This is a genomic window from Novosphingobium sp. PC22D, from assembly GCF_002556635.1.
In the GTDB taxonomy this organism is placed as follows: domain Bacteria; phylum Pseudomonadota; class Alphaproteobacteria; order Sphingomonadales; family Sphingomonadaceae; genus Novosphingobium.
Map to the genome: position 1 here is coordinate 1 of NZ_MWMO01000016.1, position 22,169 is coordinate 22,169.

Here is a 22,169-nt window from a genome sequence, read left to right on the forward strand (position 1 = left end):
CGTCGTCTTCATTCCCGTACCAATCCATCAGCTCGGGAGTAGCTTAGCATCCTGTCCAAGAAACCGGCACCACCTCTGCCTTCCAGGTCCTGGTGGACAAAGTCTACACCAGCCTGCCGGTCCTGCGCGGCGCGACCTACACCGAAGCTGACCTTGGGCGCGCAGGCTGCGTCGATGGCGGACTTTTTGGCGGCGAAGGCAGCGGCCTGACCGAAGCCGAGCAGGACGTATTGAACCATGCCCAAGCCCAGATGCGCCTTGGCACACGGGTCTCGGCCAAGGCTTTGGTCGAGAAATTCGGCGCCAAACCCTATGGCTGGCCCACCATCGCGGTCCTGTGCCTGACCGCGAGCCTTGTCGCACGCGGCAAGCTTGAGGCGCGCGCCGACAGCAGCGTGCTGGAAGGGGATGCCCTGATCCAGGGGCTGCGCAACAGCCATGCGCTTGGAAATATCCTCCTCTCGCCACAGATCGAATTCACCGCCGCCCAGATCCGAAAATCGCGCGAACTGTTTCAGGAGCTGTTCGATCTTCCCGCCTCGGGGAATGACGCGCGCAGTCTGGGTGCGGAGTGGCAGACGCAACTGCGCAAGCTGCTTGGTGATGTCGAGCAGGAGAGTCGCGCCATTGCAGCCTATCCCTTTGCCGCCGCCCTCGATCCCCTGCGCACCTTGTTGGATGGGATGCGCGATCAGTCTGCCACCTGGTTCATCACCGGCCCGATAGGGCAGGAAGACCAGCTTCTGGATGCAAAAGAGGATGTCTTCGACAAAGTCCGCAGCTTCATGCGCGGGCCGCAAAAAGCCATCTATGATGAAGTGCGTTCTTTCCTGACCAGGCAGGAACAGAACCTTGGCTATGCCGAAGGCACCACCTCCGACAAGCTGCGTCAGGTTCTTGAGGATCCGCAGTGCTACAAGGGCACCGCGATTCAGGAACTGAAGACGGATTTCTACGCCCTGAAGGAGCGTATCGAGCAAACCGTTCTGGCTGAGCGCACAGCTGTCATCACGGCGATTGACGAGGTTGCCGGAAAAGTCGCCCAGACTTCGGAGTTTGGCGCACTGCCGCCCGAACAGCAGGCGCGCATCCGCGAAGAGCTTGTATCGCGGAAATCAGGCCTAGCCGCACAGAGCCTGATCCCGGCCTTGCGCCATCTGGTGACTGAAGTGCGTTCCAACCTTCTGGCAGACACGCTGACGCGCATTGCTGAACTGACATCTGCACCAGCTCCGACGCCCGCGCCCCAGCCCGAACCTTCCGGTGGCGTAGCCGAACCTCAGCCAGCGCCATATGTGCCACCGGTACCGGCCAAGCCCCAATATATCAAGGCGCAGTCGATCACCGTCCCCTTCGCGAAAACCTATCTCGAAGATGAGGACGATGTGACCCGCTACCTTGATGAGATGAAAAAGACCCTGCTGGCCGAGATCGGCGCGGGCAAGAAAGTGATTGTCTGATGGATACCAACGCCCTGAAGAAATTTGCGCAAAGCGCGCGCAACCTGCTGATCGATCAGGTCACTGCCCGGCTGGACATGGTGCTGGCCGAAGGCGCAGCGGCTCGCCGCGAGCATCCCAAGGCGATTGCGAAGCTCGAGGCCGCCGCCAACAGCAACCGCGCCCACGTGATCGAGCAAGCAGCCTACACCTGGTTCAACCGCTTCACCGCGCTGCGCTTCATGGATGTCACGGGCCTGACCAACCCGCGCGTGGTGTCGCCTGCCGATGGCGCCACCCGGCCAGAGATCTTGGCGGAGGCGATGGCAGGCAACCTGCCGGATCGCGCCCGGCCTGAGATTGCCGAATATCTGAACGGTACACGCCCCGCCCATGATGGGCAGGCGGAGGCCTATCGGCTGCTGCTGATCCATGCCTGCAACGAATGGCACGGCGCGATGCCCTATATGTTCGAGCGCGCCGATATGCTCGACCGGGCCGAGGATTATACCGAGCTGCTGATACCCGACGATCTTCTGTCGCCGGACAGCATCCTCGCCCGCCTGCGCGAGGTGATGACCGAGGACGCCTGCGAGGATGTCGAGATCATCGGCTGGCTCTACCAGTTCTACATCTCGGAGAAGAAGGCCCAGGTTTTCGCGGGCCTGAAGAAGAACCAGAAGATCACGGCAGAGAATATTCCGGCGGCGACACAGCTGTTCACGCCGCATTGGATCGTGCGCTATCTGGTGGAGAACTCGCTGGGGCGGCTGTGGCTGCTGAACCGGCCTGGCTCGGGGCTGGCGGCGAAGATGGACTATTACATCGCGCCGGAGGAGCCGGAAACGGATTTCCTGCGCATTCAGCGGGCCGAGGATATCTGTATCTGCGATCCGGCTTGCGGGTCGGGTCATATGCTGACCTATGCCTTCGACCTTCTTTATGAAATCTATGCCGAGGAAGGCCATGACGCGGCCGAGATCCCAGGCCTAATCCTGCGGCACAACCTGACCGGCATCGAGATTGACGACCGCGCTGGCGCCTTGGCGGCCTTTGCATTGTCAATGAAGGCTGCGGCAAAGCTCGGGCGGCGACGGTTCCTGCGTATGGAGGAAAAGCCCGACGTAGTGGTGCTGCAGGATGTCCGCTTCCCCCCCGCTGAAATGCAGGACGTCGCCGCCGTGGTGGGCAAGGATCTGTTCACCGACGAACTGCGCGAGACCCTCGGGCAATTCGAGCAAGCGAAGAACTTCGGTTCGCTGATCGTGCCGAAGCTGCGCGACCCGATCGAGACGCTGCGACTGGTGGCGGCGCGGGATTTCGGATCTGACTTACTGCTGAAGGAAGTGCAGGCGCGCGTTGTAGCCGTGCTGAGCATGGCTGAGGCGCTTTCGCCGAAGTACCACGTTGTGGTGGCCAACCCTCCCTACATGGGCGGCAAAGGTATGAACGGAAAATTGGGCGACTTCGTTAAGGCCAACTATCCCGATAGCAAGTCCGACCTCTTTGCTGTGTTCATGGAGCGAGCGCTTGGGCTTTGCGCTAAGCGCGGCCTGATGGCGATGATAAACATGCAGTCGTGGATGTTCCTGTCATCTTATGAAAAACTACGCGGGACGTTGTTGTCGAATGCAACGATCTTATCCATGGCCCACATCGGCGAGCGCGGTTTTGATACAATTGGCGGTGTTGTAGTTTCGACAACGTCTTTCGTGATTAAAAATGCTCATGACGAGGGCAGGAGGGGTGAGTTTATACGCCTTGTCGAAGGCGATTCCGAAAGGGAAAAGGTCTTACAGCTGCGGGAGGCGATCCAAAATCCGAACTGCGGCTGGTTCTATCGCGCCTCGGCAGATGACATTGCTAAGATTCCTAGTAGCCCGATCGTTTATTGGCAAACTGAACGTTTCTACGAACTGTTTCGTACGCTAAATGGTCTCAGTCAAATAGCGAAGCCGAGGCAAGGTGCTACGACCTCAGACAATGACCGTTTCTTACGATCTTGGACCGAGGTCTCTTGTCAAAGAATCGGGTTTGGGCATGCAAACAGAGCATCCGCTGCTGCTGCCGCGCAGAAATGGTTTCCCTACAATAAAGGCGGAGAGTTTCGTCGCTGGTATGGGAATCAAGAATTTATCATTAATTTCAAAAATGATGGAGAGGAAATTAAGGAGTTCCATGAGGAACTAAATAAAACACGCCCCGGAGGTCGCCTAAAAAATCAAGATCATTACTTTAGTCAGAGCGTAAGTTGGTCGAAAATATCAACGGGGTCTTTTGCAGTTAGATATTTTCCTGAAGGGTTTATCTTTGATGTCGCCGGATCGGCCGTTTTTTTCGAAAGCAGGGAAGATTTTTCATATTTCACGGGGTTACTGAACTCCGCCGTAGTAACATCGGTTTTGCAAGCATTGTCACCAACTCTCAATTTTGAAGCTGAACATCTGAGTAAAATACCTGTTCTACCCGCTAAGAATCGAGCCGCAGCAGCATCGCATGCATCGGGAATCGTAGAAAGAATCATAAATTGCAGTAAGGCGGACTGGGACGATTATGAAACATCTTGGGATTTCACAACGCTGCCGCTGCTCTCGCCCGATCACCGGGCCGGGACGCTGGAGGCCAGCTACGCCAATCTCCGCGCCCACTGGCAGGACATGACTGACGAAATGCACCGGTTGGAGGAAGAGAACAACCGCATCTTCATTGACGCCTATGGGCTCCAGGACGAACTCACCCCCGAGGTGCCGATCGACGAAATCACTCTCACTTGTAACCCGGCCTATCGCTATGGCGTGAAGAACACCGAGGAGGACCGAGAGGCGCGGCTGCGTGAGGATACGGTCGCCGAGTTCCTCCACTATGCCGTGGGCTGTATGTTCGGGCGCTACAGCCTTGACGCGCCCGGCCTGATCCTCGCCAATGAGGGCGAGGGGATTGAGGAGTATCTGGCTCGCGTGCCGGAACCCAGCTTCGCGCCCGACCGCGACAATGTCATCCCGGTCCTCGATGCCGACTGGTTCGTCGATGACATCGTCACTCGCGCTCGCGATTTCCTGCGCGTCACCTTTGGCGATGCGAAGTTCCGCGAAAACCTTGCCTTTGTGGAAGCCGCCCTCGGCAAGGATCTGCGCAAGTGGTTCACGAAGGACTTCTTCGATTACCACGTCCGCCGCTACAAGAAACGCCCGATCTACTGGATGTTCTCCAGCCCCAAGGGCAGCTTCAATGCGCTGATCTATATGCACCGCTATCGGCCGGATACGGTCTCGGTGGTGCTGAACCAGTATGTACGCGAGTTCATCCACAAGCTGGAGGTCGAGCGCGCGCAGCTGGAGAAGCTGGCCCTCGATCCTGCGGCTACACCCGCCCAGCAAACGAAGGCACAGAAGGAAACGACCACGGTGATCAAGCAGATCGCCGAGCTGACCGAATGGGAACGCGATGTCGTCTATCCGATGGCGCAGCAGAAGATCGCCATCGATCTCGACGACGGCGTGAAGCGCAACTATCCGCTGTTCGCCGGTGCACTGAAGCCGATCAAGGGGCTGGAGGCTGCGGATGACTGACCGCATCACCGCCGGTCTGATGCGGCTCTATGAGGATCAGGGCCATCGCATCGTCTTCTGGTATGACGCCTCCCGTGATTTGCGCGAGGCGTTCGATGCGGTTGACCTGCCCGGCGTGACCAAGCTGGAGATCGCCAATAATGAGTTCGGCCTGAAATATCGCATGCTGCGGCGGGAGCCGAAGGCGCGCTTCCTGCTCTACAAGGACGGCCCCGAGCCGCCGATGGTGGAAAACTGGCTGCTGGATGTGCAACTGGCCAGCGCCGTGTTCCGCGCCGATCAGGCGGCGATCTGGGTGGCTGATTTGGGCATCCCGGCGAAACACGAAGCCGCCGTGCGCGACCACGCCGAATTCTACCGTTCGGGCAAGCGGCTGGAAGCGTTGCGCGCCATCGAGCGCGAGCGGCCATCGCAAAGCGCCAACGATGTCCGCCGCAAGATGCTGGCGGTCTGCGCCGGTGTGGATGGTGATCTCGATACGGTGATCGAGGCGTTGCTGGCCGAACTAGCTGACGGCCATGATGATGTGTTGAAGCTGGTGGATCGGGTCGGGCTGGCAGAGTTCTTCTGGAAGGAAGTGACAGCGCGTTATGGCTATGCGGCGGATGCGCCGGATTTTCAGGATTTCGCCATCACGCTGTTTTCCAGCGCTTGGGCGCGGGCCATGGGAGAAGCTGCCCCCCTGAACACCGATGCCGCGCTGATGTTCCGCCGCTGGAGCGCGTCGCGCCGGTGGGGTGAAGCGTTCGAGAAGCTGTCGGGCGATTATCAGGATGTGCTGAAGATCAGGGACAATCTGGCTTCCCGCGATTTCCGCACCCTCATCCCGCATGATCATTTCGAGGAAGTGGATCGGCGGATCGTCGTCGCCATCGTTGAGGGGCTGGCCCGACAGAGCCTGTCCGCGACAGATGTGCTGAAATGGGTGCGCGATCGCCGCCAGAGCCATTGGTTTAGTCGTTACGCGGATGTCTATCAGGCCATTGGCTATGCGACCGAGTTTCAGCAGGCGCTGGCCGAAGCTGATTTGACGATGATCAGCCTGTCCGATGGTGTGAAGCGCTATTCCACAAGTTGGTTCCGGCTGGACCAGCTTTATCGCAAGTTCATCTATCACATGCAGAAAAGCGGCCAGTCAGGGCTGCTGTCAGCGCTCTATGAGGCGGTTGAGAACCGCTACACCACGAATTTCGTGCTGAAGCTGAACGATGCCTGGCAGGATCAGGTTGCTCGTCTGACCGATTGGGTGGTTCCAGGCTTCCCGCGCCAGATGGATTTCTACCGGGAACAGGCCGCCGAGTTTCGCCGCAAGGACCAAAAAGTCGTGGTGATCATCTCGGATGCGCTGCGATACGAGGTTGCCGAAGAGGCGCTGCGAGAGATCCGCAAGCTCAACCGGTTCGATGCCGAGCTGAAACCGATGATCGGGGTTCTGCCCAGCTATACCCAGCTCGGCATGGCGGCGCTGTTGCCGCACCGGCAACTGGCGATCCGCGACGACAATGATCTGGTGCTGCTGGACGGTGAAAGCACCATGGGGGCCGCCGCTCGTGAAAAGGCGCTGGCGGCAGGCAGGGCAGGGGACCGGGTAAAGGTTCTGGCGGCAAAGGACTTCATGAATCTGGGATCGTCCGAGGGCCGGGATCTCTTCCGGGATCATGATGTCCTGTACCTCTATCACAACCAGATTGATGCGATCGGCGACAAGCTCGCCACCGAGGAAAATGTGCCGGCGGCGGCGGAAACGGCCATCGAGGATCTGGTGAAGCTGGTTCGCAAGCTGACCTCGGCCAACTTCTCGAACATACTGATCACCGCGGATCACGGGTTCCTGTGGCAGCACAGGGCTCTGGAGGAGAGCGGCTTTGCACTGGGCGAGCCGGAAGGCGAGGTGGTGACACGCAATCGTCGTTTCGTGATCGGACGAGGGCTCGGCAGCACGGGTGGTATGAAGAAGTTCACGGCCGCCGAGCTTGGCCTGGGTGGAGATCAGGACATCCTGATCCCCAACTCCATCAACCGTCTGCGCGTCAAAGGGTCGGGCAGCCGCTTTGTCCATGGCGGAGCAAGCTTGCAGGAGATCGTCCTGCCGGTGCTGCGCGTCGGCAAGCAGCGCAAGGAAGATGTCGGGCAGGTGTCGGTGCAGATCATCCCGCCGGCCCGTGCCCAGATCACCACAGGGCAGATCCAGATGACATTCTATCAGGCCGAGCCGGTGACCGATAAGCAGCAACCCCGACAGGTCCATGCGGCGATCTTTGCCGGAGATGGCACGCTCATCTCCGACGAAGTCGAGTTGGATTTCGATTTTGTGTCCGAGAACCCGCGCGAGCGCGAGCTATCGCGCGGCTTCCTTCTGTCCAAGTCAGCAGACGCCTATAACAATCAGACGGTCTTCCTGAAGCTGCGTACGCGCATCGGCAAGACCAGCCATTTCGACGATCACGCTTCGCAGCCCCTGCTGCTGAAACGCGGGATCAGCACAGACTTCGATTTCTGAGGTGCCGATGTCGACCCTTGATGACAAGATCAACGAGCATTTTGCCGGTTTCGTAGTCCGCAAGGACCTGGTGAAGGCCGTGAAGGGGAACGCCATCGTTCCCACCTATGTGCTCGAATACCTGCTCGGCCAATATTGCGCGACCGACGACGAAGCCTCGATCGCGACAGGCATAGAGACGGTCAAGGATATCCTGCGAAAGCATTACGTCCATCGGTCCGAAGCAGGCTTGGTCCAGTCGACGATCAAGGAGCGTGGCCGCTACAAGGTCATCGATCAGGTCAGCGTGGCGCTGAACGAAAAGACCGATGCCTATGAGGCGGTGTTTGAGAACCTCGGGATCAAGCGGGTCGCGATCGACAGCGCCACGGTTAAAGCGCATCCCAAGCTGCTAGTGACGGGTATCTGGTGCATCGCCGATGTGCAGTATGAGTTTTCGGAAGACAGCCGGATATCTCCCTGGATCATCGACACGCTGAAACCGATCCAGATCGCCCGCGTCGACTATGATGGCTATCGCGAAACACGCGGCAAATTCACCACCGACGAATGGATCGACCTGCTGATGCAGAGCATCGGCTTTGATCCGTCCATGTTCGGACGCAGGTCAAAGCTTTTGCAGCTGTTGCGCCTAATCCCATTCGTCGAACGAAACTACAATCTCATCGAGCTCGGGCCGAAGGGGACGGGCAAGTCGCATATCTATTCCGAGTTCTCACCCCACGGCCAACTGATCTCTGGCGGCGAAGTCACGGTTCCCAAGCTCTTCGTGAACAACTCCAACGGGCGGATTGGCCTGGTCGGGTATTGGGATGTCGTGGCCTTCGACGAATTCGCCGGGCGCGAGAAGACGGCCAACAAGGCGCTTGTCGACATCATGAAAAATTACATGGCGAACAAGCAGTTCTCACGCGGGGTCAACCCGATGGGAGCGGAAGCGAGCTTCGCCTTCGTGGGCAACACAGAGCACAACGTTCCATGGATGCTGAAGAATACTGACCTGTTTGAGGCGCTCCCGCCGCAGTTCCATGACAGCGCGTTTATCGATCGACTGCACGCGTATTTGCCTGGGTGGGAAGTAGGCATCATCCGGGGCGAGATGTTCACTTCCGGCTATGGCTTCATCGTCGATTATCTCGCCGAAATCCTTCGACACTTACGCGCCGAGGACTTCTCACACCGGCCGGATCAGTTCTTCACCGTACCTGTTCAGACCCATATCCGGGACCGCGCGGCGATCAACAAGACGATGTCCGGGCTTCTGAAGCTGATTTTCCCGAATGGCGGCGAGACGGAAGCGGAAGTCGAAGAGCTTCTGAGATTTGCTATTGAATGCCGCAAGCGAGTGAAAGATCAGCTCTTGCGAATCGACAGCACTTTCGAGACGGCCAATTTCTATTACATTGCTCAGGATAGCTCAAAGCACATTGTCACGACGCTGGAGGAAGAGGAGTTTTCTCAATTATACCATCGGCGATCTGTTGGTCATGGCGAAGCAACCGGAGTACAGGAGAATACAGCGCCGGCTGAAGTTCAGCCCGCCAAGGTCCGAACCCGTTCTGAAACGCCAGCAAGCAACGCCTCCTCAGCGATTATCCCAAAGCCTGGGCATGTCGTCTTCGCCGAGAACCGCAAAGGTGTCAGTTTCGACAAGATCTTTGGCCCTTGGACGGATGGGGCCAAAAGGATCATCATCACGGATCCTTATATCCGCAAGTTCCATCAGGCGCGCAACGTCATGGAACTTATCGAAATGCTGATCCGTCGCAAGCAGCCGGAAGATCAGGTCTCAGTCCATCTCGTCACCGCAGCAGAAGATGTAAACATTCAGGAGCAGCGGGAATGTCTCGACGGGATCGCGGACGCTTGCACGGGCACGGGCATTGAATTCACCTGGGCCTTTGATGGAAGCGGAACGCTGCACGCCCGTGACATCACCACTGATACCGGATGGAAGATGGTTCTGGATCGAGGGTTGGATATCTTCCAGCCAACACCCCGCAAATTGAATGGCTTCTCCCTTGGGGAAAGAATGCAAGACCATCGTATGGTTCGCGGCTTCTATGTGACCTACGTTGAGAATCCTGTGATAAACAATGAACCGTTTTGAATTGTGCCGCCGCAGCGGGCGGGAGCAGAGTGACATGCCCCACCTCGCTGCCGGTTTTAGTAAAGATCGGACGCCGAGCGCGCTGCGCTGTGCGGTGGAGGGCAGCGGGACAGCACGTGGGGCCACATGGCCAAAATCGCAGCTTCGGTCCGGCGGGGCCATGTTGGGGGCGTCACATAAAACGAACCATCCAGTACCAAGCCAACAATTTTTCAGTGCCACGCACCATGCTAACAAATTCGGCTTGCGGCACCTCCGAAGGCACGACATCTGTCGATCTATTCGACATTGACCCGAGGGAAGAATGGCCGACGCGATAGGACCGCAGTTATTAAAGCGAGCGTCTGAAGGTGAATTGGATGCTGTCCTTGCACTCAGCACACGGGAAGAACTCGATCCACTTGTGCAAATAATTACGTCTAAATTGACAAATTTTCTGGTCGTCGATTCATCTTATGCAACTCACAATCCCGACCATACTAAATATCACACAGCGATTGGCAAAGAACTTCGTCTCTATGGCGGCAATACGATAGCCAATATTGGGCGCGGAGGAGAAGGCCCTGCATACGATGAACTCGTGTCCGACGTTTGCAGGAAGTTGAAGATTCCCTTCGAGAAAGGGCAAACCCTCCAAAACGAGTCAAATCTGCTCGATATATTTCTTGAGCAACGATGGCTCGCACTGACGCCAGTCGAGCGAGAACAATTGGCCGCCAATGCCCGAGAAAGGGGTCAGTTCCGGTAGAGGGCGAAATGACACCTTAAGCGCCGTCTGCGCAAATCAGGCCGCCACGGCAAGGCGCACGCCGAATGCCTTCATTACGCGCAGCAGGGTGCCCAGCGTCGGGTTGCCGTTGTCGCTGAATGCCCGGTAAAGGGCTTCACGGCTGATCCCAGTTTCGCGGGCTAGCGCCGACATCCCATGCGAGCGCGCAACGGTGCTGAGAGCACGCAGCAGTTCCTCAGTGGTGCCATCCTCGAGGTAGGCGTCGAGATACGCCGCGATATCCGCCGGGGTGTTTAGTACCTCGGCCGCATCCCAGGGCTTGGTTTCGAGTGTCATCGTCAAACCTCCTTCGCCATGGCCTTCGCCTGATCGATATCCCGTTCCTGCGAGCCCTTGTCGCCGCCGCACAACAGGATCACCACGACATCGCCGCGCCGGGTGTAGTAGACCCGGTATCCCGGCCCGAAGGTAAAGCGCAGCTCGCTCACCCCGTCACCGACAGACTTGGCGTCGCCGAAGTTGCCCTGAGCGATACGGTCGATTCGTTTGGCGATCCGCGCCCGCGCCTAGACATCCCGCAGCGCCGTGAGCCAGTCGATGAACTTGGCAGTGCGGAGGACTTCGATCATGTCAAGTATAATGCACAGACTAGGATGACATGTCAACTATATACTACAATGCCGATCCGTCCCGGTGGCGACGCACAATCGCCGTGACCGTGTTCTTGCTGATCCCAAGATCGCGGGCAATCCAACGATAGCTGCGTCCGGCTTCTATCGCCTCGATGACCCTGGGGGTCAATCGATCCGATTTCGGACGGTCTCCAGGTTGACGGCCCAGTTTGCGTCCGCGCGAGCGGGCTGCGGCCAAGCCGGATTTGACCCGTTCGCTGAGCAAGTCCCTCTCGAACTGGGAGATGCCCGCAAGCAAGGTCGCCATCATCCGTCCATGCGGGGTATTGAGCTCGAAGGTCATGCCGCTCATGGCGACGACCGAAACTCTCCACCCCGCAAGGACGTTGAGCGTATCGAGCAGGTCCTGTGTCGAGCGCCCCCAGCGGCTGAGTTCGGTGACCAGAACGGCATCGATCTTTCGGGCCTGCGCCAATTGCATGACCTGCTTGCGGGCGGAGCGACCAGCTTTCATGCCGGAAGCCGTTTCAGTGAACGTGGCGATCACCTCAAACCCGCCACGCTCGGCGAAACCGGTCAGGTCGAGAAGTTGGCGCTCGCACGACTGGTCCGAGGTTGAAACCCGGGCGTAAATGGCGGCGCGTTGTCCCAATTGAACCCCTTCGGATTTCCGGCTTGCAAAGCCGCAGAAATGCTGGTCCGAACTCCGTCTCAAACAGACTAATGATCAAATGGGACGGAGGCAATGACCCGGCGTACTATTCTCACCGACCGCCAGCGATCTGCTCTGTTTGCCCTGCCAACCGATGATGCACAGTTGCTACGGCACTACATGTTGGCCGATGACGACCTCGGTCACATCAACGAGCGCCGCCGCCCAGCAAATCGAATCGGTTTTGCATTACAGCTCTGCGCCCTCCGCTTTCCTGGCAGATCATTGAACTCGGGCGAAGTCATTCCCCAACCGCTGCTAGCATTCATCGGCGCCCAATTGGGCATCCCAGCAGATGCATTGCTGACCTACGCAGCGCGTCGACAGACCCGCCAGCAGCACATGGATGCGCTGCGCCGGATTTACGGCTACAAGATGTTTACCGGGCGGTGCGCTCGGGATTTCAAGGAGTGGCTTTCGCGGGAGGCGGAAGAGGCACGGTCCAACGAGGATATTGTCAGGCGCTTTGTGGCTCGCTGCCGGGAGACCCAGACCATTCTGCCGGCCATCACGACCATCGAACGGCTCTGCGCTGACGCGCTGGTTGCCGCCGAGCGGCGTATCGAAACCCGCATCGCTCGCCGGATCGACGGTGAGATGCGCAAGCGAATGATCGCATTGCTGACGGAAACGATGCCGGGAAACATCAGTCGCCTCGTGTGGCTGCGCAAATTCGAGGTCGGCAACAAATCGACTGCGGCGGGCCGCTTGCTCGACCGGCTCGAGTTCCTTCAAGACCTGAATCTGCCGACGGCCGTACTGAAAGGCGTGCCCGTGCACAGGATCACGCGATTACGCCGGCAGGGAGAGCGCTATTTCACGGACGGGCTTCGCGATATCACGTCGGACCGCCGCATTGCCATCCTCGCCTGCTGCTGCGTCGAATGGGAGGCTGCCATTGCGGATGCCGTAGTCGAAACCCATGAACGGATTGTTGGCAAGACCTGGCGCGAGGCGAAACAACTTCACGAAGCCCGGATTGGCGATGCCCGTTCAGCGGTGACGGAAACGCTGCGCGGATTTACCGCCATCGGCACCGCCATGATCACGGCCCGCAATGATGGCGTACCGATCGAGACAGTTCTTGGCCGGATACCGGAATGGGGCCAGCTTGATCAGCTGGTGGCGACCGCGGCGCAGTTGAGCACCACCATGGCGGATGAGCCACTCGCCCATGTCGGGATGGGCTACCATCGGTTCCGTCGTTATGCACCGCGCATGCTGCGTTGTCTCAGGATCGAATGCGCACCGGTGGCCAAGCCCTTGCTGGCCGCCGCCATGAAGATCAGGGATTCCAGGCCGCCGGACAGGGCGGAACCGGATTTCTTGCGACCGAGTTCCAAATGGCGCCGACACCTGAAGAACCAGGATCGGGACGACAACCGCTTCTGGGAGGTCTCGGTCCTCTTCCATCTGCGCGACGCCTTTCGCGCTGGCGACATGTGGTTGGCGCATTCGCGCCGCTACGGCGACATGAAGCAAGTACTGGTACCGATGGCGGCCGCCCAGCAGGAAATGGCCCAACTGACCATGCCGCTCGATCCGCACACATGGCTTGCCGATCGCAAGGCGAGATTGGCGGCCGGTCTGAAACGTCTTGCCGCAGCCGCCCGCAACGGAACCATTCCTCACGGCAGCATCGAAAATGGCACGCTGCGGATCGACCGGCTGACCGCCAATGTGCCCGATAAGGCGCACGAGCTGATCCTCGATCTCTATCGCCGGCTACCAACGGCGCGGATCACTGACATCCTGCTCGAGGTCGACGCGGCCACCGGATTTACCGAGGCGTTCACTCATCTGCGCACAGGCGCGCCGTGCGAGGACAAGATCGGTTTGCTCAACGTGCTGTTGGCGGAAGGACTCAATCTGGGTCTGCGCAAGATGGCGGAAGCGTCGAACACTCACGATTACTGGCAGTTGTCGCGCCTGGCACGCTGGTACGTCGAGAGCGAGGCCATGGATCAGGCACTGGCGACGGTGGTTGCCGCGCAGGGGAAACTGGACATGGCCCGCCATTGGGGATTTGGCACCACGGCCTCGAGCGACGGTCAGTTCTTCCCTGCCGCCCGTCAGGGAGAGGCGATGAACGCGGTCAATGCGAAGTATGGCAATGACCCCGGCACCAAGAGCTACAGTTCGGTGAACGACCAGTATGCGCCATTCGTTTCCCGCCTGATTCCAGTGACGGCAAGCGAAGCACCCTACATCCTCAGTGGCCTGCTGGCGAATGACGCGGGCAGGCTGGTCCGCGAGCAATACGCCGACACGGCGGGCTACACCGATCATGTCTTTGGGATGAGCGGCCTGCTCGACCGCCGCCTTGTCCTGCGCATTCGCGATCTTCCGTCCAAACGGTTCTATGTGTTCGACCCCACCGCCACCCCGACCGAACTTCGCAAGCTGGTTGCGGGCAAGATCAAAGAAGATAGCATCGTTGCCAACTGGCCCGACTTGTTTCGCGCGATCGCCACCGTCAACTCGGGCCGGATCGAACCCCACCAAATGTTGCGCAAGCTCGCTGGCTATCCACGCCAGAGCAATCTGGCTGTGGCCTTGCGCGAGGTGGGCCGCATCGAGCGAACGCTGTTTCTCATCGATTGGATCCTTGATGCCGACATGCAGCGCCGCGCCCAGATCGGGCTGAACAAGGGCGAGGCGCATCATGCCTTGAAAAATGCGCTCCGGATTGGCCGCCAGGGCGAAATCCGCGATCGCACCAGCGAGGGGCAGCACTTCCGGATTGCTGGCCTGAACCTGTTGGCTGTCATCGTGATATACTGGAACACCTTGCACCTGCACGAGGCCGTCGAAGCCCGGCGCCGGGATGGCCTCGATGTGCCGCCTGAATTGCTTGCCCACATTTCGCCCTTGGGTTGGGCGCACATCCTGCTGACCGGTGAATATCGCTGGCCCAAGGACGAGGGGCCGGTGTAGGCAATATCCAAATGGAGATACCGGCAAGGCATTGCGATGGCAAAAGCAGCGACTAAACTGCCCGGCGACAGGGTGATCCGCGCCCTGCTGGCCAAACACGATTGCCCGGTTGGCTATCACGAGGTTCGCACCCGACTGTTGGGCGCCATCGCCAGTCCCGATCCGGACGTGAAGCCCATGACGGTGATTGCCGACCTTTGGGGCGGCGAATTGCCCGAATTTGATAGTATGGAAGACGCCAATGAACTGCTTGGCGCGCTGGTGATGGGGCTCTGGAACGAAATGTCGGCCCATCAGGATCCCAAGGTTCCGTTCAGGGCCATGCCGGTGCCGCTGGAACCCACCGCGGCCAATCTCGGCAATTTTGGCCTGGTGCGCAGTCAGGAGGCAGAAGGGTTTGTCGAAGGGCTGTTCAACGGAGCGGACGAGGCCGGCCTTACCGCGCCGTGGCCAACTCGACATTGAAACCCACGCGGGAAATCGACGCCGAACAACGGCTGCGCGAGAAATTGCGCAAGATCGAGGCCCTGTTTGCCGGGGCGGCAACCGCCGGTGAAAAGGCCGCGGCGGGCGCTGCCGCTGAGCGCATACGGCGCCAATTTTCCGAAACAAAGTCGCGAGAAAAGGTTGAGGAGTTCAAGTTTTCCATTTCCGACCCATGGTCGCGCCAATTATTCACCGCCCTGTGTCGCCGTTATGGGCTGCGTCCGTTCCGCTACACGCGCATGCACCGCCAGACGGTCATGGTTCATGCCCCTGCCAGCTTCGTCAACAACACGCTGTGGCCGGAATTTCAGGAACTGAGCGACGCGCTCAGCGCCCACCTGATGATCATCACGGAGCGGATCATCCGCGAGGAGGTTTTTGCCACCACGGGCGAGGCCGACGAAATCCCCGAGCCAGCGCGTCTGCGATAACAGCGGCGCTTGACAGTTCGCTTAGGGTGTCATTCCGCCCCCTACCGAAACTGACCCCCAATTGCTCGCCTACACCCAGGACGGCAGGCTGGAGATCGACAACAATCCGGCGGAGAATGCCCTGAGGGGCATCGCCGTGGGCCGCAAGAATTGGATGTTCGCCGGCGCCGACTGCGGCGGGGAACGCGCTGCGGCGAAGTATTCTCTACTGGAGACAGCCAAGCTCAACGGCGTCAATCCGCAGGAATGGCTGGCCGACGCGCTCGACCGCATCGGCAAGGGGCATCCGATCAATCAGATCAATGAACTACTGCCTTGGAACTGGACTACCGGGCAAACGTGAATGAGCATTTCGGGTGGGAAGAGGACGGTAGTCAGTCGGTCTCTTCAATGCGTATGCAAGCTCGGAAAACGCCACTCTCCGTGTCCCGCCGATGCCAGACTTCGACGACATTTTAGTATTTAAAGTATCCTGGCGGAGTGTCGATCGAAAGATATTCACCAATGCGGGGCACGAACTCGAACTCCGCCGTGAATAGCGGTTTTAAGGCGTCTTCGTGGTCAAAGGCTTCTACGGTTGGCATGACGGCATGCTACGCAGGCGCGGGAATGTCTGCAACGGGGCGTTTTCTAGCGCCGACGTTCAAGGCCGGACGCTTACGCTTGACCCAAAACCCGCTTTGCGGGACATACCTTCACCCGGGTCACTTCTCAGCGGAAATCTAAAGTCCACCGATCAACGGCAGAGCTCGAAGCCGATATCATCGCCTTCATCGCGCCCCACAATGAATACCCAAGCCTTACAAGTGGGTCATATCCGCCGACGACATCCTCGTTCCCGTCCGGCGATTCTGCCAGAAGACAACGAGCAGAACTTCGGATTTAGGTGATTGGGCTCAAGCCTGAGGAGGGTCTCACCCCGCCGACGGTCAAGCTCGGACGCTTACTGATAATCTGCGGTTATCGCGATCTACCGTGGGTTAAATCGGGCTTTATTGGAGAGAGTGCGGCGGATAGCGAGAGGCCGAGGACGGAATAGAACCAGGCTGTAAATCCGCCGAAAATGGCTACGGTAAAGACCAGCAGGGTCATCATGAACAGGCTGCTTGCAAGCCCGACCGAAAGCATTCGATCATCTTCTGACCGGCGAATACCGCGCATTGCCAAGAGCCAGATAGTTGGGATGACGGTACACAGGATCAGTACGGGGGCAAGAAATCCGTGTCGCACGGCAAGCAGGAGCCAGTAATTGTCGATACTTTCGACCATCCAGGGCAGGCGTTCGTACGATGTAAAGCCGATGCCGAACCATGGGTGCTTGAAGACCGATTGGGTACCGTATTGCCAGATCAGCTTTCTGTAGAACGCTGTTTGGGGATCAAGTGCATAACGGCCGAGAATGGCGATTACGCCATTTTTGGATCCGAACTGCAGAACGAAAAGCGGGATTCCTGTGATTAGCATGAAGCGCCGCCAGCTCAGGAATGAGGTGATGCGTTGGATTCTATCGTAGATCATGAAGATCAGGAAGAGGAAGAACGACAGGAAAGCTGTTGAACTGACGGTAAAGAAGGCAGTGAGGCCGGCCGCGATGCCTGCGAACATGGGCCATCCGCGCAGGCGTGACATGGCATAGATCGTCAGGCTGCTGACGAGATAAAGGCCGGCAAGGATGGGGTGAGGGAAACCGCCGCTGGCCCGTAAGAGACCGAAACGAAACCCTTCGTAATCGCGCGAGGCTGCGACCACGCCGCCACTTTCGAATTGCGGAAGATTGCCAAAAATAGCCGAGGCCAGCGGTTTGACGATGGCCGTATGGCTGATGGATTCCACGACAAGAAGCGCACCGGCAATAAATATGCCGGGAGCAAACAGGATCAGGGTGCGTCGCAGATCAAAAAAGGATGTGATCGACATGCGGGCGAGCAGATAGGGTATGGCCATATCGAACACGATCGCCACAGCGCGCATCGTGTCGGCGACTGTTCCGTAATAGACTGCGAACGACAGCACCATCCAGGCGCAACCCAGCAGCACTCCGGCATCAGCAAGGTGGACGCGGAACGTTCCGCGCAAAAGGTGTATCAGGATCCAGGGCAAGAGCAGGATCGAGAGGATGCGTGGAGCATACAGGTATTGGCCGCCCAGCAGGACGTGAACTTCGCTGGGAAGCAAGCTGGCGTACAGGATGCATACGAGTGGCCAGATGGGTTGAGCGGCAGCGACTTGGACTGACAAGCCACGGCCAGGCCCTCGGAAAGAGGGGGGGCTCTCCAAAACGGCGTCAGGGTTCAGGCTGGCCATCTACATCTACGTATTGTCATGTCTGGACCGTGCCTAAAACGCATGAAATTCGCAAGGCCTATAAGAAAGCCAGGAGGTTCACTCTGGGTATATCTTGATGGAATATGAGGGGCCTACATGACGGGATGGCCATCATGGATTCTGTGGGGTTCAGGCTGCCACATTTCACTTTCCTACACTTATTGATCTGCGTTAAACAAATGTTCTTCATATGTTCCATTCATGGAGGCTTTAGCGTGCAAGATTCTTACAACGGTTATGCCAGCAGCCCGATGTCACCCGCGGAAAATTGCTTTGCCATCATACCCAGCGATGCGCTCGAACTCGCCGAGGCCACCAAGGGGCTTTATGTCGGGATGGGTGGCGATGTGACGTTGAGGAGCCTGCACGGGCAGAGTGACGTTAAGTTTGTAAATGTGCCGAGCGGCGCCATCCTTGATGTTCGTGCACGGGCTGTCCGTGCAACAGGAACGACGGCATCCGGCATTGTGGGCCTCGCCTGATGGGACGGCGCGGCTTCGGATTTTTCGGACGATACCGCGGGATTGCTGAGCTTGGCGGCGGCGGCGGTTCTTTCATCTCCAGGATTAGTCCTGCATCAGCGTGGGATGGAACGGCGGGCACAGGCTTTGCATCGGCTCCGGTCGATCCGCCACGCACCACTGCAAAGCCTGCGATTCACCTTATCGTGCCGCCTCGCCAGGCCTTTACCGATGAACTTCTGGTGGGTGTCTATGCGGGGGCCAATGACAAGGGCTCCTTGTTCAACACCATGGGCCTGCAGTGCGTGATTGCCCATTACGAGGGTAACCGCGTCATCATCAATGCGCCGACGATGCGTACCTTTGCTGATGCGGATGGCCGTCCTGTCACGTATTTCGGATGGTGGATAAAGCTTGCGCACAATGGCACTCATGGCCTTACCAATCTTTATTTCGAAGCTATTGCACGCGATACAACGATGCAGAACCGGGTGATCGGGCCGTTCCTGTTTCTGCCTTCGGCTACGCTTTATGACTATGATGTCGAAGTGGCGGCTTCTCAAGATGAAGTCGCCGGAGTGCGATACAAGACGGTGGCCAATGCGATGGCCTATTTCAAAACAAAGTTGGCCCAGCGGCCACGCATACGCATGACTGAAGCTTTTTCAGGCGATCTCGAGAGCCCATCCTCTCCTTATGTGGCAGAGGGGTACTGTACGATCGAGGCGACAGCGCCGGTACTCATCCACAAAACGTACGCTGATCGTGCCGAATTGCGCCTGAAGTACGATCGCGTTCGGTTTCGGGGCGGCAACATTACTTTCGATATGCGCCACATTGCCCGCCTGAGGCCATATAACACCGGCAATTTCCAGTTCGACGGCGTACACTTTATCCAGTCTGGCGGGCGTGACGAGCTGTGGAACAAGGGTGACCGGCCTGCGGCTCACCTTGTATCTTATGTGGAAAGCAAGGAATCGCCATGGTTTACGGAGTGCACCTTCAGCAACACCGCGAACTCGGTGATGCAAAGAGCTTATGCGCGCGGCTGCGCGTTCAATACTGTGGCTCCCGACCTTGCCGATGCCTGTCTGCTACTTCTGGGCTGTACCATCAACGACCTTGATAATACGGTATCGCGCACAGAAATCGATGCGTTGCAGGTGCATTATACGGGCGTCGGCGCTTCTGCTACGCTCGCGCTTTCGGGTACTCTGGGTTCCAATTCCCGGACGTTCACGGCCAAGGTCGACGGTTCGGTCGTGGGCACGTTCGTCGTCGGTGGCACTTCTGCCGATTTTGCCGCTGACACCAATTACAACGTTGCAGACGTGGCTGCCTGGATTAACGCGCTGGAGAGCTGGACTGCAACTTTGCTCGATGACACGCGAAAGGCGGTACAATTGGGACTGCCTGATACGAACGGTAACAATTTCATCGATACTGACGTCAAAACTCGTCCCACCATGCTGGTCACTCAGTTCGATTTCCATCCGGATATCATGCAACGCACCAGCGTAGACGAGAACGTTATCGTGGCCGATAATGTCGGTTACAACCTTGTCGCTCAGTCTATATTCCTGAACCTTTACCAGTTGTGCGACATGCTGATTGTCAACAATGCCTTCGCGGACAAGGCGGGGGTGACGACATATTTCAGCCAGCTTGCCAGCAATCATCGCCATGTTGTGATAGCACACAACAGCCTGGCGACGCAGGGTATCTTGCTGCGCCCGGACCTAGGGTACAGCGTGGACGGGTATTGCTTGATAGCCAACAACGTGTTCGCGAGCATGGAGTGGTGTGGCACTCCGATCACCACGATCGCCATGCACAACAATCACCTGCACGAGAAGGCGCCAATCCCTCCTTATGCGACAGGCACGACGGTGGGCGGTGACGGACATACCTTGTTTGTCGATGCCCTGAACGGCGATTTCAGGCCTGCCGGCGCCTTGCTCACAGACACCAAGAAACCGATCATTGCTTACGATGGCCAGCAAAGATCACGCCTGAGTGTCGCGTCGACAGTCGGGGCCATGCTCTGACATGAATCTTCCGTAACCGGGCCGAACCCCAAAGGGCTAGGGCGGTTACGGGTTTTTCAGCAGGAAATACGCCTGTTCAGCTTACTGCACCGCGTGAGGGCGGGCCATTGCGCCAGATGGCGCGTCGCTGCCAAGCAAGAGACCACTGTTCAGCCTGTCCGGCATAGCGTTTGGACACACGCGCGAACATCGAATAGACAAAAGCACGCCAGCCTACCCAGAACAGGCTCATAAAGCGGCCGTAGGGTCTCCAGAAGATAGGGAAATGTCTTTGGATTAGGCCGATCCGACTGCCCAGGACATAGACGATCTTGTTGGCGAAAAGTGTAGTGCTGCGCCCGCCGAAATGCACGATGGTGGCCTCGGGCGTCATGTGCGGACGGGCTCCTAAGCTGGCGGCACGGGCGCACAGGTCCGCTTCTTCTCCATACATGAAGAAGGCAGGGTCGAAGCCGCCCAGTTTGTCCCAGAAGGCCTTTTCGATCAGCAGAAACGATCCTTGCACGATGTCGACCGTGCGCTCGCTGCTACGATCCCACCCGCCGTAGCCTTCGGGGTTGAGCCATGCCGAATTCTTGAAAACGTTTGCCAGGCCTGTTGCCATGCAGGTCACGCTCCATGGCGTGATCCGCCCCCAGCACGATGTGGGATTGAGCGTGCGATCTTCGAACAGGGTCCGGCCACCCCAAATTTTTGCATCAGGCGTACGTTCTGCAAAGGCGACGAGGCGATCGATGGCATGATCGAGAACGAGAGTGTCGGTATTTAGGAGCAAGACATATTTGCCCCGCGCGCGTTCCACTGAAATGTTGGTGGCTAGTGCAAAGCCGTGGTTTTCTTGTTCTGCCATCAGCACGACCTGGGGAAATTCGCGGGCGATTGCCTCGGCCGATCCGTCGTGGGAACCATTATCCACGCAGATAACCTCGAACGGGGTATCGCTTGTCTGCGCGAAGACCGTTCGTATGCAGTCCAGCGTCATCTCGCGCGTGTTCCAGTTGACGAGCATGACCGAAACCTTTGGGCCATTCCCGGCCGGATCATTCAGGATTGTGGGGTCATCAGTTGCCATGGATATCACTTGCTTCAACCCTTGCCGAGAAACTTGTCGGGCATGGCGCCTGCGTCAGGGTCAGCAGCTCTTAGTGCGCGCTCTGTCTCATCAGCATTTATAAAGCGGCCGTAACGTCCGACTTCGATATTGCTTCGCAGGATTTTTGCTGGGTTGCCGGCCACGACTGATCGCGCGGGTACATCTTTGGTGACGATGCTGCCTGCGCCGATCACACAATTGTCGCCGATGGTGATGCCGGGCAGGATGAGGCTGCGCCCGCCTATGAAGCAATTCTGGCCGATTCGGGTGTGGAGGTAGACGCCGCGTGTCCGATCATGTGTTAGGATGCGTGCCTGAAAGGCGACGTAGCTGTGGGCGCCAATATGGACACCCTTTGGGAAAGTCAGGTCCAGTTCGCATGACAGGGACAGCTGGGCGGTGGGGTCGATGTCCATGCCCCAGAGCCGGGTAAAATAGAGACGCCGCGCCTTGGTGAGCGTATTGCGAAATCCGGCCAACCGGTTGAGCGTCACCTTTAATTACCTTCCACGTCTTTTCAGGCCGCAGGTCCGGCGTTTATGGGATGCCAGACCTGGCTATGAGAGACAATTGTGCGGTTGCAAAATAACCACAATTATTCTGGAAGCCCAGGGTAGTCCCGGGCATCGACTTGTAATACGTATACGGCATGATAAAACGTCGCAAGTGAATGTTTCCGCTATCGGGAGCACTATC

15 protein-coding genes and 3 pseudogenes are annotated in these 22,169 nt (G+C 58.2%); 12 read left to right on the top strand and 6 right to left on the bottom strand.

Features of this window, described 5'->3' with window-relative positions:
* The first annotated feature begins 92 nt into the window (after positions 1–92).
* From B2G71_RS19020 to B2G71_RS23815, 5 genes are all read left to right on the top strand, one after another.
* Positions 93–1,460: a hypothetical protein gene (locus B2G71_RS19020; RefSeq protein ID WP_240530235.1), complete on the top strand. Its 1,368-nt coding sequence runs from the start codon at positions 93–95 to the stop codon at positions 1,458–1,460.
* The gene (gene pglX / locus B2G71_RS19025) at positions 1,460–5,008 is read left to right on the top strand and encodes a BREX-1 system adenine-specific DNA-methyltransferase PglX (protein ID WP_098108303.1); all 3,549 of its coding nucleotides are present in this window, start codon (positions 1,460–1,462) and stop codon (positions 5,006–5,008) included. The genes B2G71_RS19020 and pglX overlap by 1 nt, the downstream gene beginning before the upstream one ends.
* Positions 5,001–7,508 carry a BREX-1 system phosphatase PglZ type A gene (pglZ, locus tag B2G71_RS19030; RefSeq protein ID WP_098108304.1) on the top strand — a complete coding sequence of 836 codons (2,508 nt, stop codon included), beginning with the start codon at positions 5,001–5,003 and terminating at the stop codon, positions 7,506–7,508. Before pglX ends, pglZ begins: the two co-directional genes overlap by 8 nt.
* A 7-nt stretch (positions 7,509–7,515) precedes the next feature.
* The gene (gene brxL, locus B2G71_RS19035; protein WP_098108305.1) at positions 7,516–9,618 is read left to right on the top strand and encodes a BREX system Lon protease-like protein BrxL; all 2,103 of its coding nucleotides are present in this window, start codon (positions 7,516–7,518) and stop codon (positions 9,616–9,618) included.
* A 304-nt stretch (positions 9,619–9,922) separates the two neighbouring features.
* Positions 9,923–10,366, top strand: coding sequence for a hypothetical protein (locus tag B2G71_RS23815; protein WP_141521614.1), 444 nt, complete (start codon positions 9,923–9,925; stop codon positions 10,364–10,366).
* A gap of 36 nt (positions 10,367–10,402) precedes the next feature.
* On the opposite strand, the gene B2G71_RS19040 is transcribed toward B2G71_RS23815, so the two are convergent.
* The 3 genes and pseudogenes from B2G71_RS19040 to B2G71_RS19050 all read right to left on the bottom strand — a co-directional run bounded on the left by B2G71_RS19040 (position 10,403) and on the right by B2G71_RS19050 (position 11,632).
* Positions 10,403–10,684 (bottom strand): addiction module antidote protein, encoded by a 282-nt coding sequence (locus B2G71_RS19040; protein ID WP_098108306.1) that lies wholly within the window; start codon positions 10,682–10,684, stop codon positions 10,403–10,405.
* Positions 10,685–10,686: 2 nt separating this feature from the next.
* Positions 10,687–10,977 (bottom strand): annotated as a pseudogene (locus B2G71_RS19045) (type II toxin-antitoxin system RelE/ParE family toxin).
* 43 nt (positions 10,978–11,020) lie between these two features.
* A complete protein-coding gene (locus tag B2G71_RS19050; RefSeq protein ID WP_098108307.1) occupies positions 11,021–11,632 on the bottom strand; it encodes a recombinase family protein in 612 nt (203 codons plus the stop codon).
* Positions 11,633–11,725: 93 nt separating this feature from the next.
* On the opposite strand from B2G71_RS19050, the gene B2G71_RS19055 reads away from it, so the two are divergent.
* From B2G71_RS19055 to B2G71_RS24565, 5 genes and pseudogenes are all read left to right on the top strand, one after another.
* Positions 11,726–14,629 (top strand): Tn3 family transposase, encoded by a 2,904-nt coding sequence (locus tag B2G71_RS19055; RefSeq protein ID WP_098108308.1) that lies wholly within the window; start codon positions 11,726–11,728, stop codon positions 14,627–14,629.
* A 36-nt stretch (positions 14,630–14,665) separates the two neighbouring features.
* The gene (locus tag B2G71_RS19060) at positions 14,666–15,094 is read left to right on the top strand and encodes a hypothetical protein (protein WP_141521615.1); all 429 of its coding nucleotides are present in this window, start codon (positions 14,666–14,668) and stop codon (positions 15,092–15,094) included.
* Entirely contained in the window at positions 15,076–15,546 is a 471-nt protein-coding gene (locus B2G71_RS19065; protein WP_240530236.1) for a hypothetical protein, read from the top strand. The genes B2G71_RS19060 and B2G71_RS19065 overlap by 19 nt, the downstream gene beginning before the upstream one ends.
* Before the next feature lie 61 nt (positions 15,547–15,607).
* Positions 15,608–15,889, top strand: a pseudogene (locus B2G71_RS19070) (transposase domain-containing protein); the annotation flags it as partial.
* Between the two features lie 384 nt (positions 15,890–16,273).
* A pseudogene (locus B2G71_RS24565) lies at positions 16,274–16,452 on the top strand (IS630 family transposase); the annotation flags it as partial.
* A 54-nt stretch (positions 16,453–16,506) separates the two neighbouring features.
* On the opposite strand, the gene B2G71_RS19080 reads toward B2G71_RS24565, so the two are convergent.
* Positions 16,507–17,850 (bottom strand): hypothetical protein, encoded by a 1,344-nt coding sequence (locus tag B2G71_RS19080; protein ID WP_098108310.1) that lies wholly within the window; start codon positions 17,848–17,850, stop codon positions 16,507–16,509.
* Positions 17,851–18,086: 236 nt separating this feature from the next.
* On the opposite strand from B2G71_RS19080, the gene B2G71_RS19085 reads away from it, so the two are divergent.
* Both B2G71_RS19085 and B2G71_RS19090 read left to right on the top strand, forming a co-directional pair.
* A complete protein-coding gene (locus B2G71_RS19085) occupies positions 18,087–18,353 on the top strand; it encodes a hypothetical protein (protein ID WP_240530237.1) in 267 nt (88 codons plus the stop codon).
* Positions 18,353–20,380 (top strand): hypothetical protein, encoded by a 2,028-nt coding sequence (locus B2G71_RS19090; RefSeq protein ID WP_141521616.1) that lies wholly within the window; start codon positions 18,353–18,355, stop codon positions 20,378–20,380. Before B2G71_RS19085 ends, B2G71_RS19090 begins: the two co-directional genes overlap by 1 nt.
* Positions 20,381–20,456: 76 nt before the next feature.
* Here the strand turns inward: B2G71_RS19090 and B2G71_RS19095 are convergent, their stop codons facing one another.
* Positions 20,457–21,452, bottom strand: coding sequence for a glycosyltransferase family 2 protein (locus tag B2G71_RS19095; RefSeq protein WP_098108312.1), 996 nt, complete (start codon positions 21,450–21,452; stop codon positions 20,457–20,459).
* Positions 21,453–21,466: 14 nt separating this feature from the next.
* On the bottom strand, positions 21,467–21,967 hold the full coding sequence (locus B2G71_RS19100; RefSeq protein ID WP_240530238.1) for an acyltransferase: 501 nt from the start codon (positions 21,965–21,967) through the stop codon (positions 21,467–21,469).
* Positions 21,968–22,169 lie beyond the last annotated feature (202 nt).

Bases quoted from the DNA above. Each gene is read 5' to 3' on its own strand.
- B2G71_RS19060 (WP_141521615.1), top strand. From the start codon at position 14,666: ATGGCAAAAGCAGCGACTAAACTGCCCGGCGACAGGGTGATCCGCGCC.
- B2G71_RS19090 (WP_141521616.1), top strand. From the start codon at position 18,353: ATGGGACGGCGCGGCTTCGGATTTTTCGGACGATACCGCGGGATTGCT.
- pglZ (WP_098108304.1), top strand. From the start codon at position 5,001: ATGACTGACCGCATCACCGCCGGTCTGATGCGGCTCTATGAGGATCAG.
- B2G71_RS23815 (WP_141521614.1), top strand. From the start codon at position 9,923: ATGGCCGACGCGATAGGACCGCAGTTATTAAAGCGAGCGTCTGAAGGT.
- B2G71_RS19040 (WP_098108306.1), bottom strand. From the start codon at position 10,684: ATGACACTCGAAACCAAGCCCTGGGATGCGGCCGAGGTACTAAACACC.
- B2G71_RS19055 (WP_098108308.1), top strand. From the start codon at position 11,726: ATGACCCGGCGTACTATTCTCACCGACCGCCAGCGATCTGCTCTGTTT.
- B2G71_RS19080 (WP_098108310.1), bottom strand. From the start codon at position 17,850: ATGGCCAGCCTGAACCCTGACGCCGTTTTGGAGAGCCCCCCCTCTTTC.
- B2G71_RS19095 (WP_098108312.1), bottom strand. From the start codon at position 21,452: ATGGCAACTGATGACCCCACAATCCTGAATGATCCGGCCGGGAATGGC.
- brxL (WP_098108305.1), top strand. From the start codon at position 7,516: ATGTCGACCCTTGATGACAAGATCAACGAGCATTTTGCCGGTTTCGTA.
- pglX (WP_098108303.1), top strand. From the start codon at position 1,460: ATGGATACCAACGCCCTGAAGAAATTTGCGCAAAGCGCGCGCAACCTG.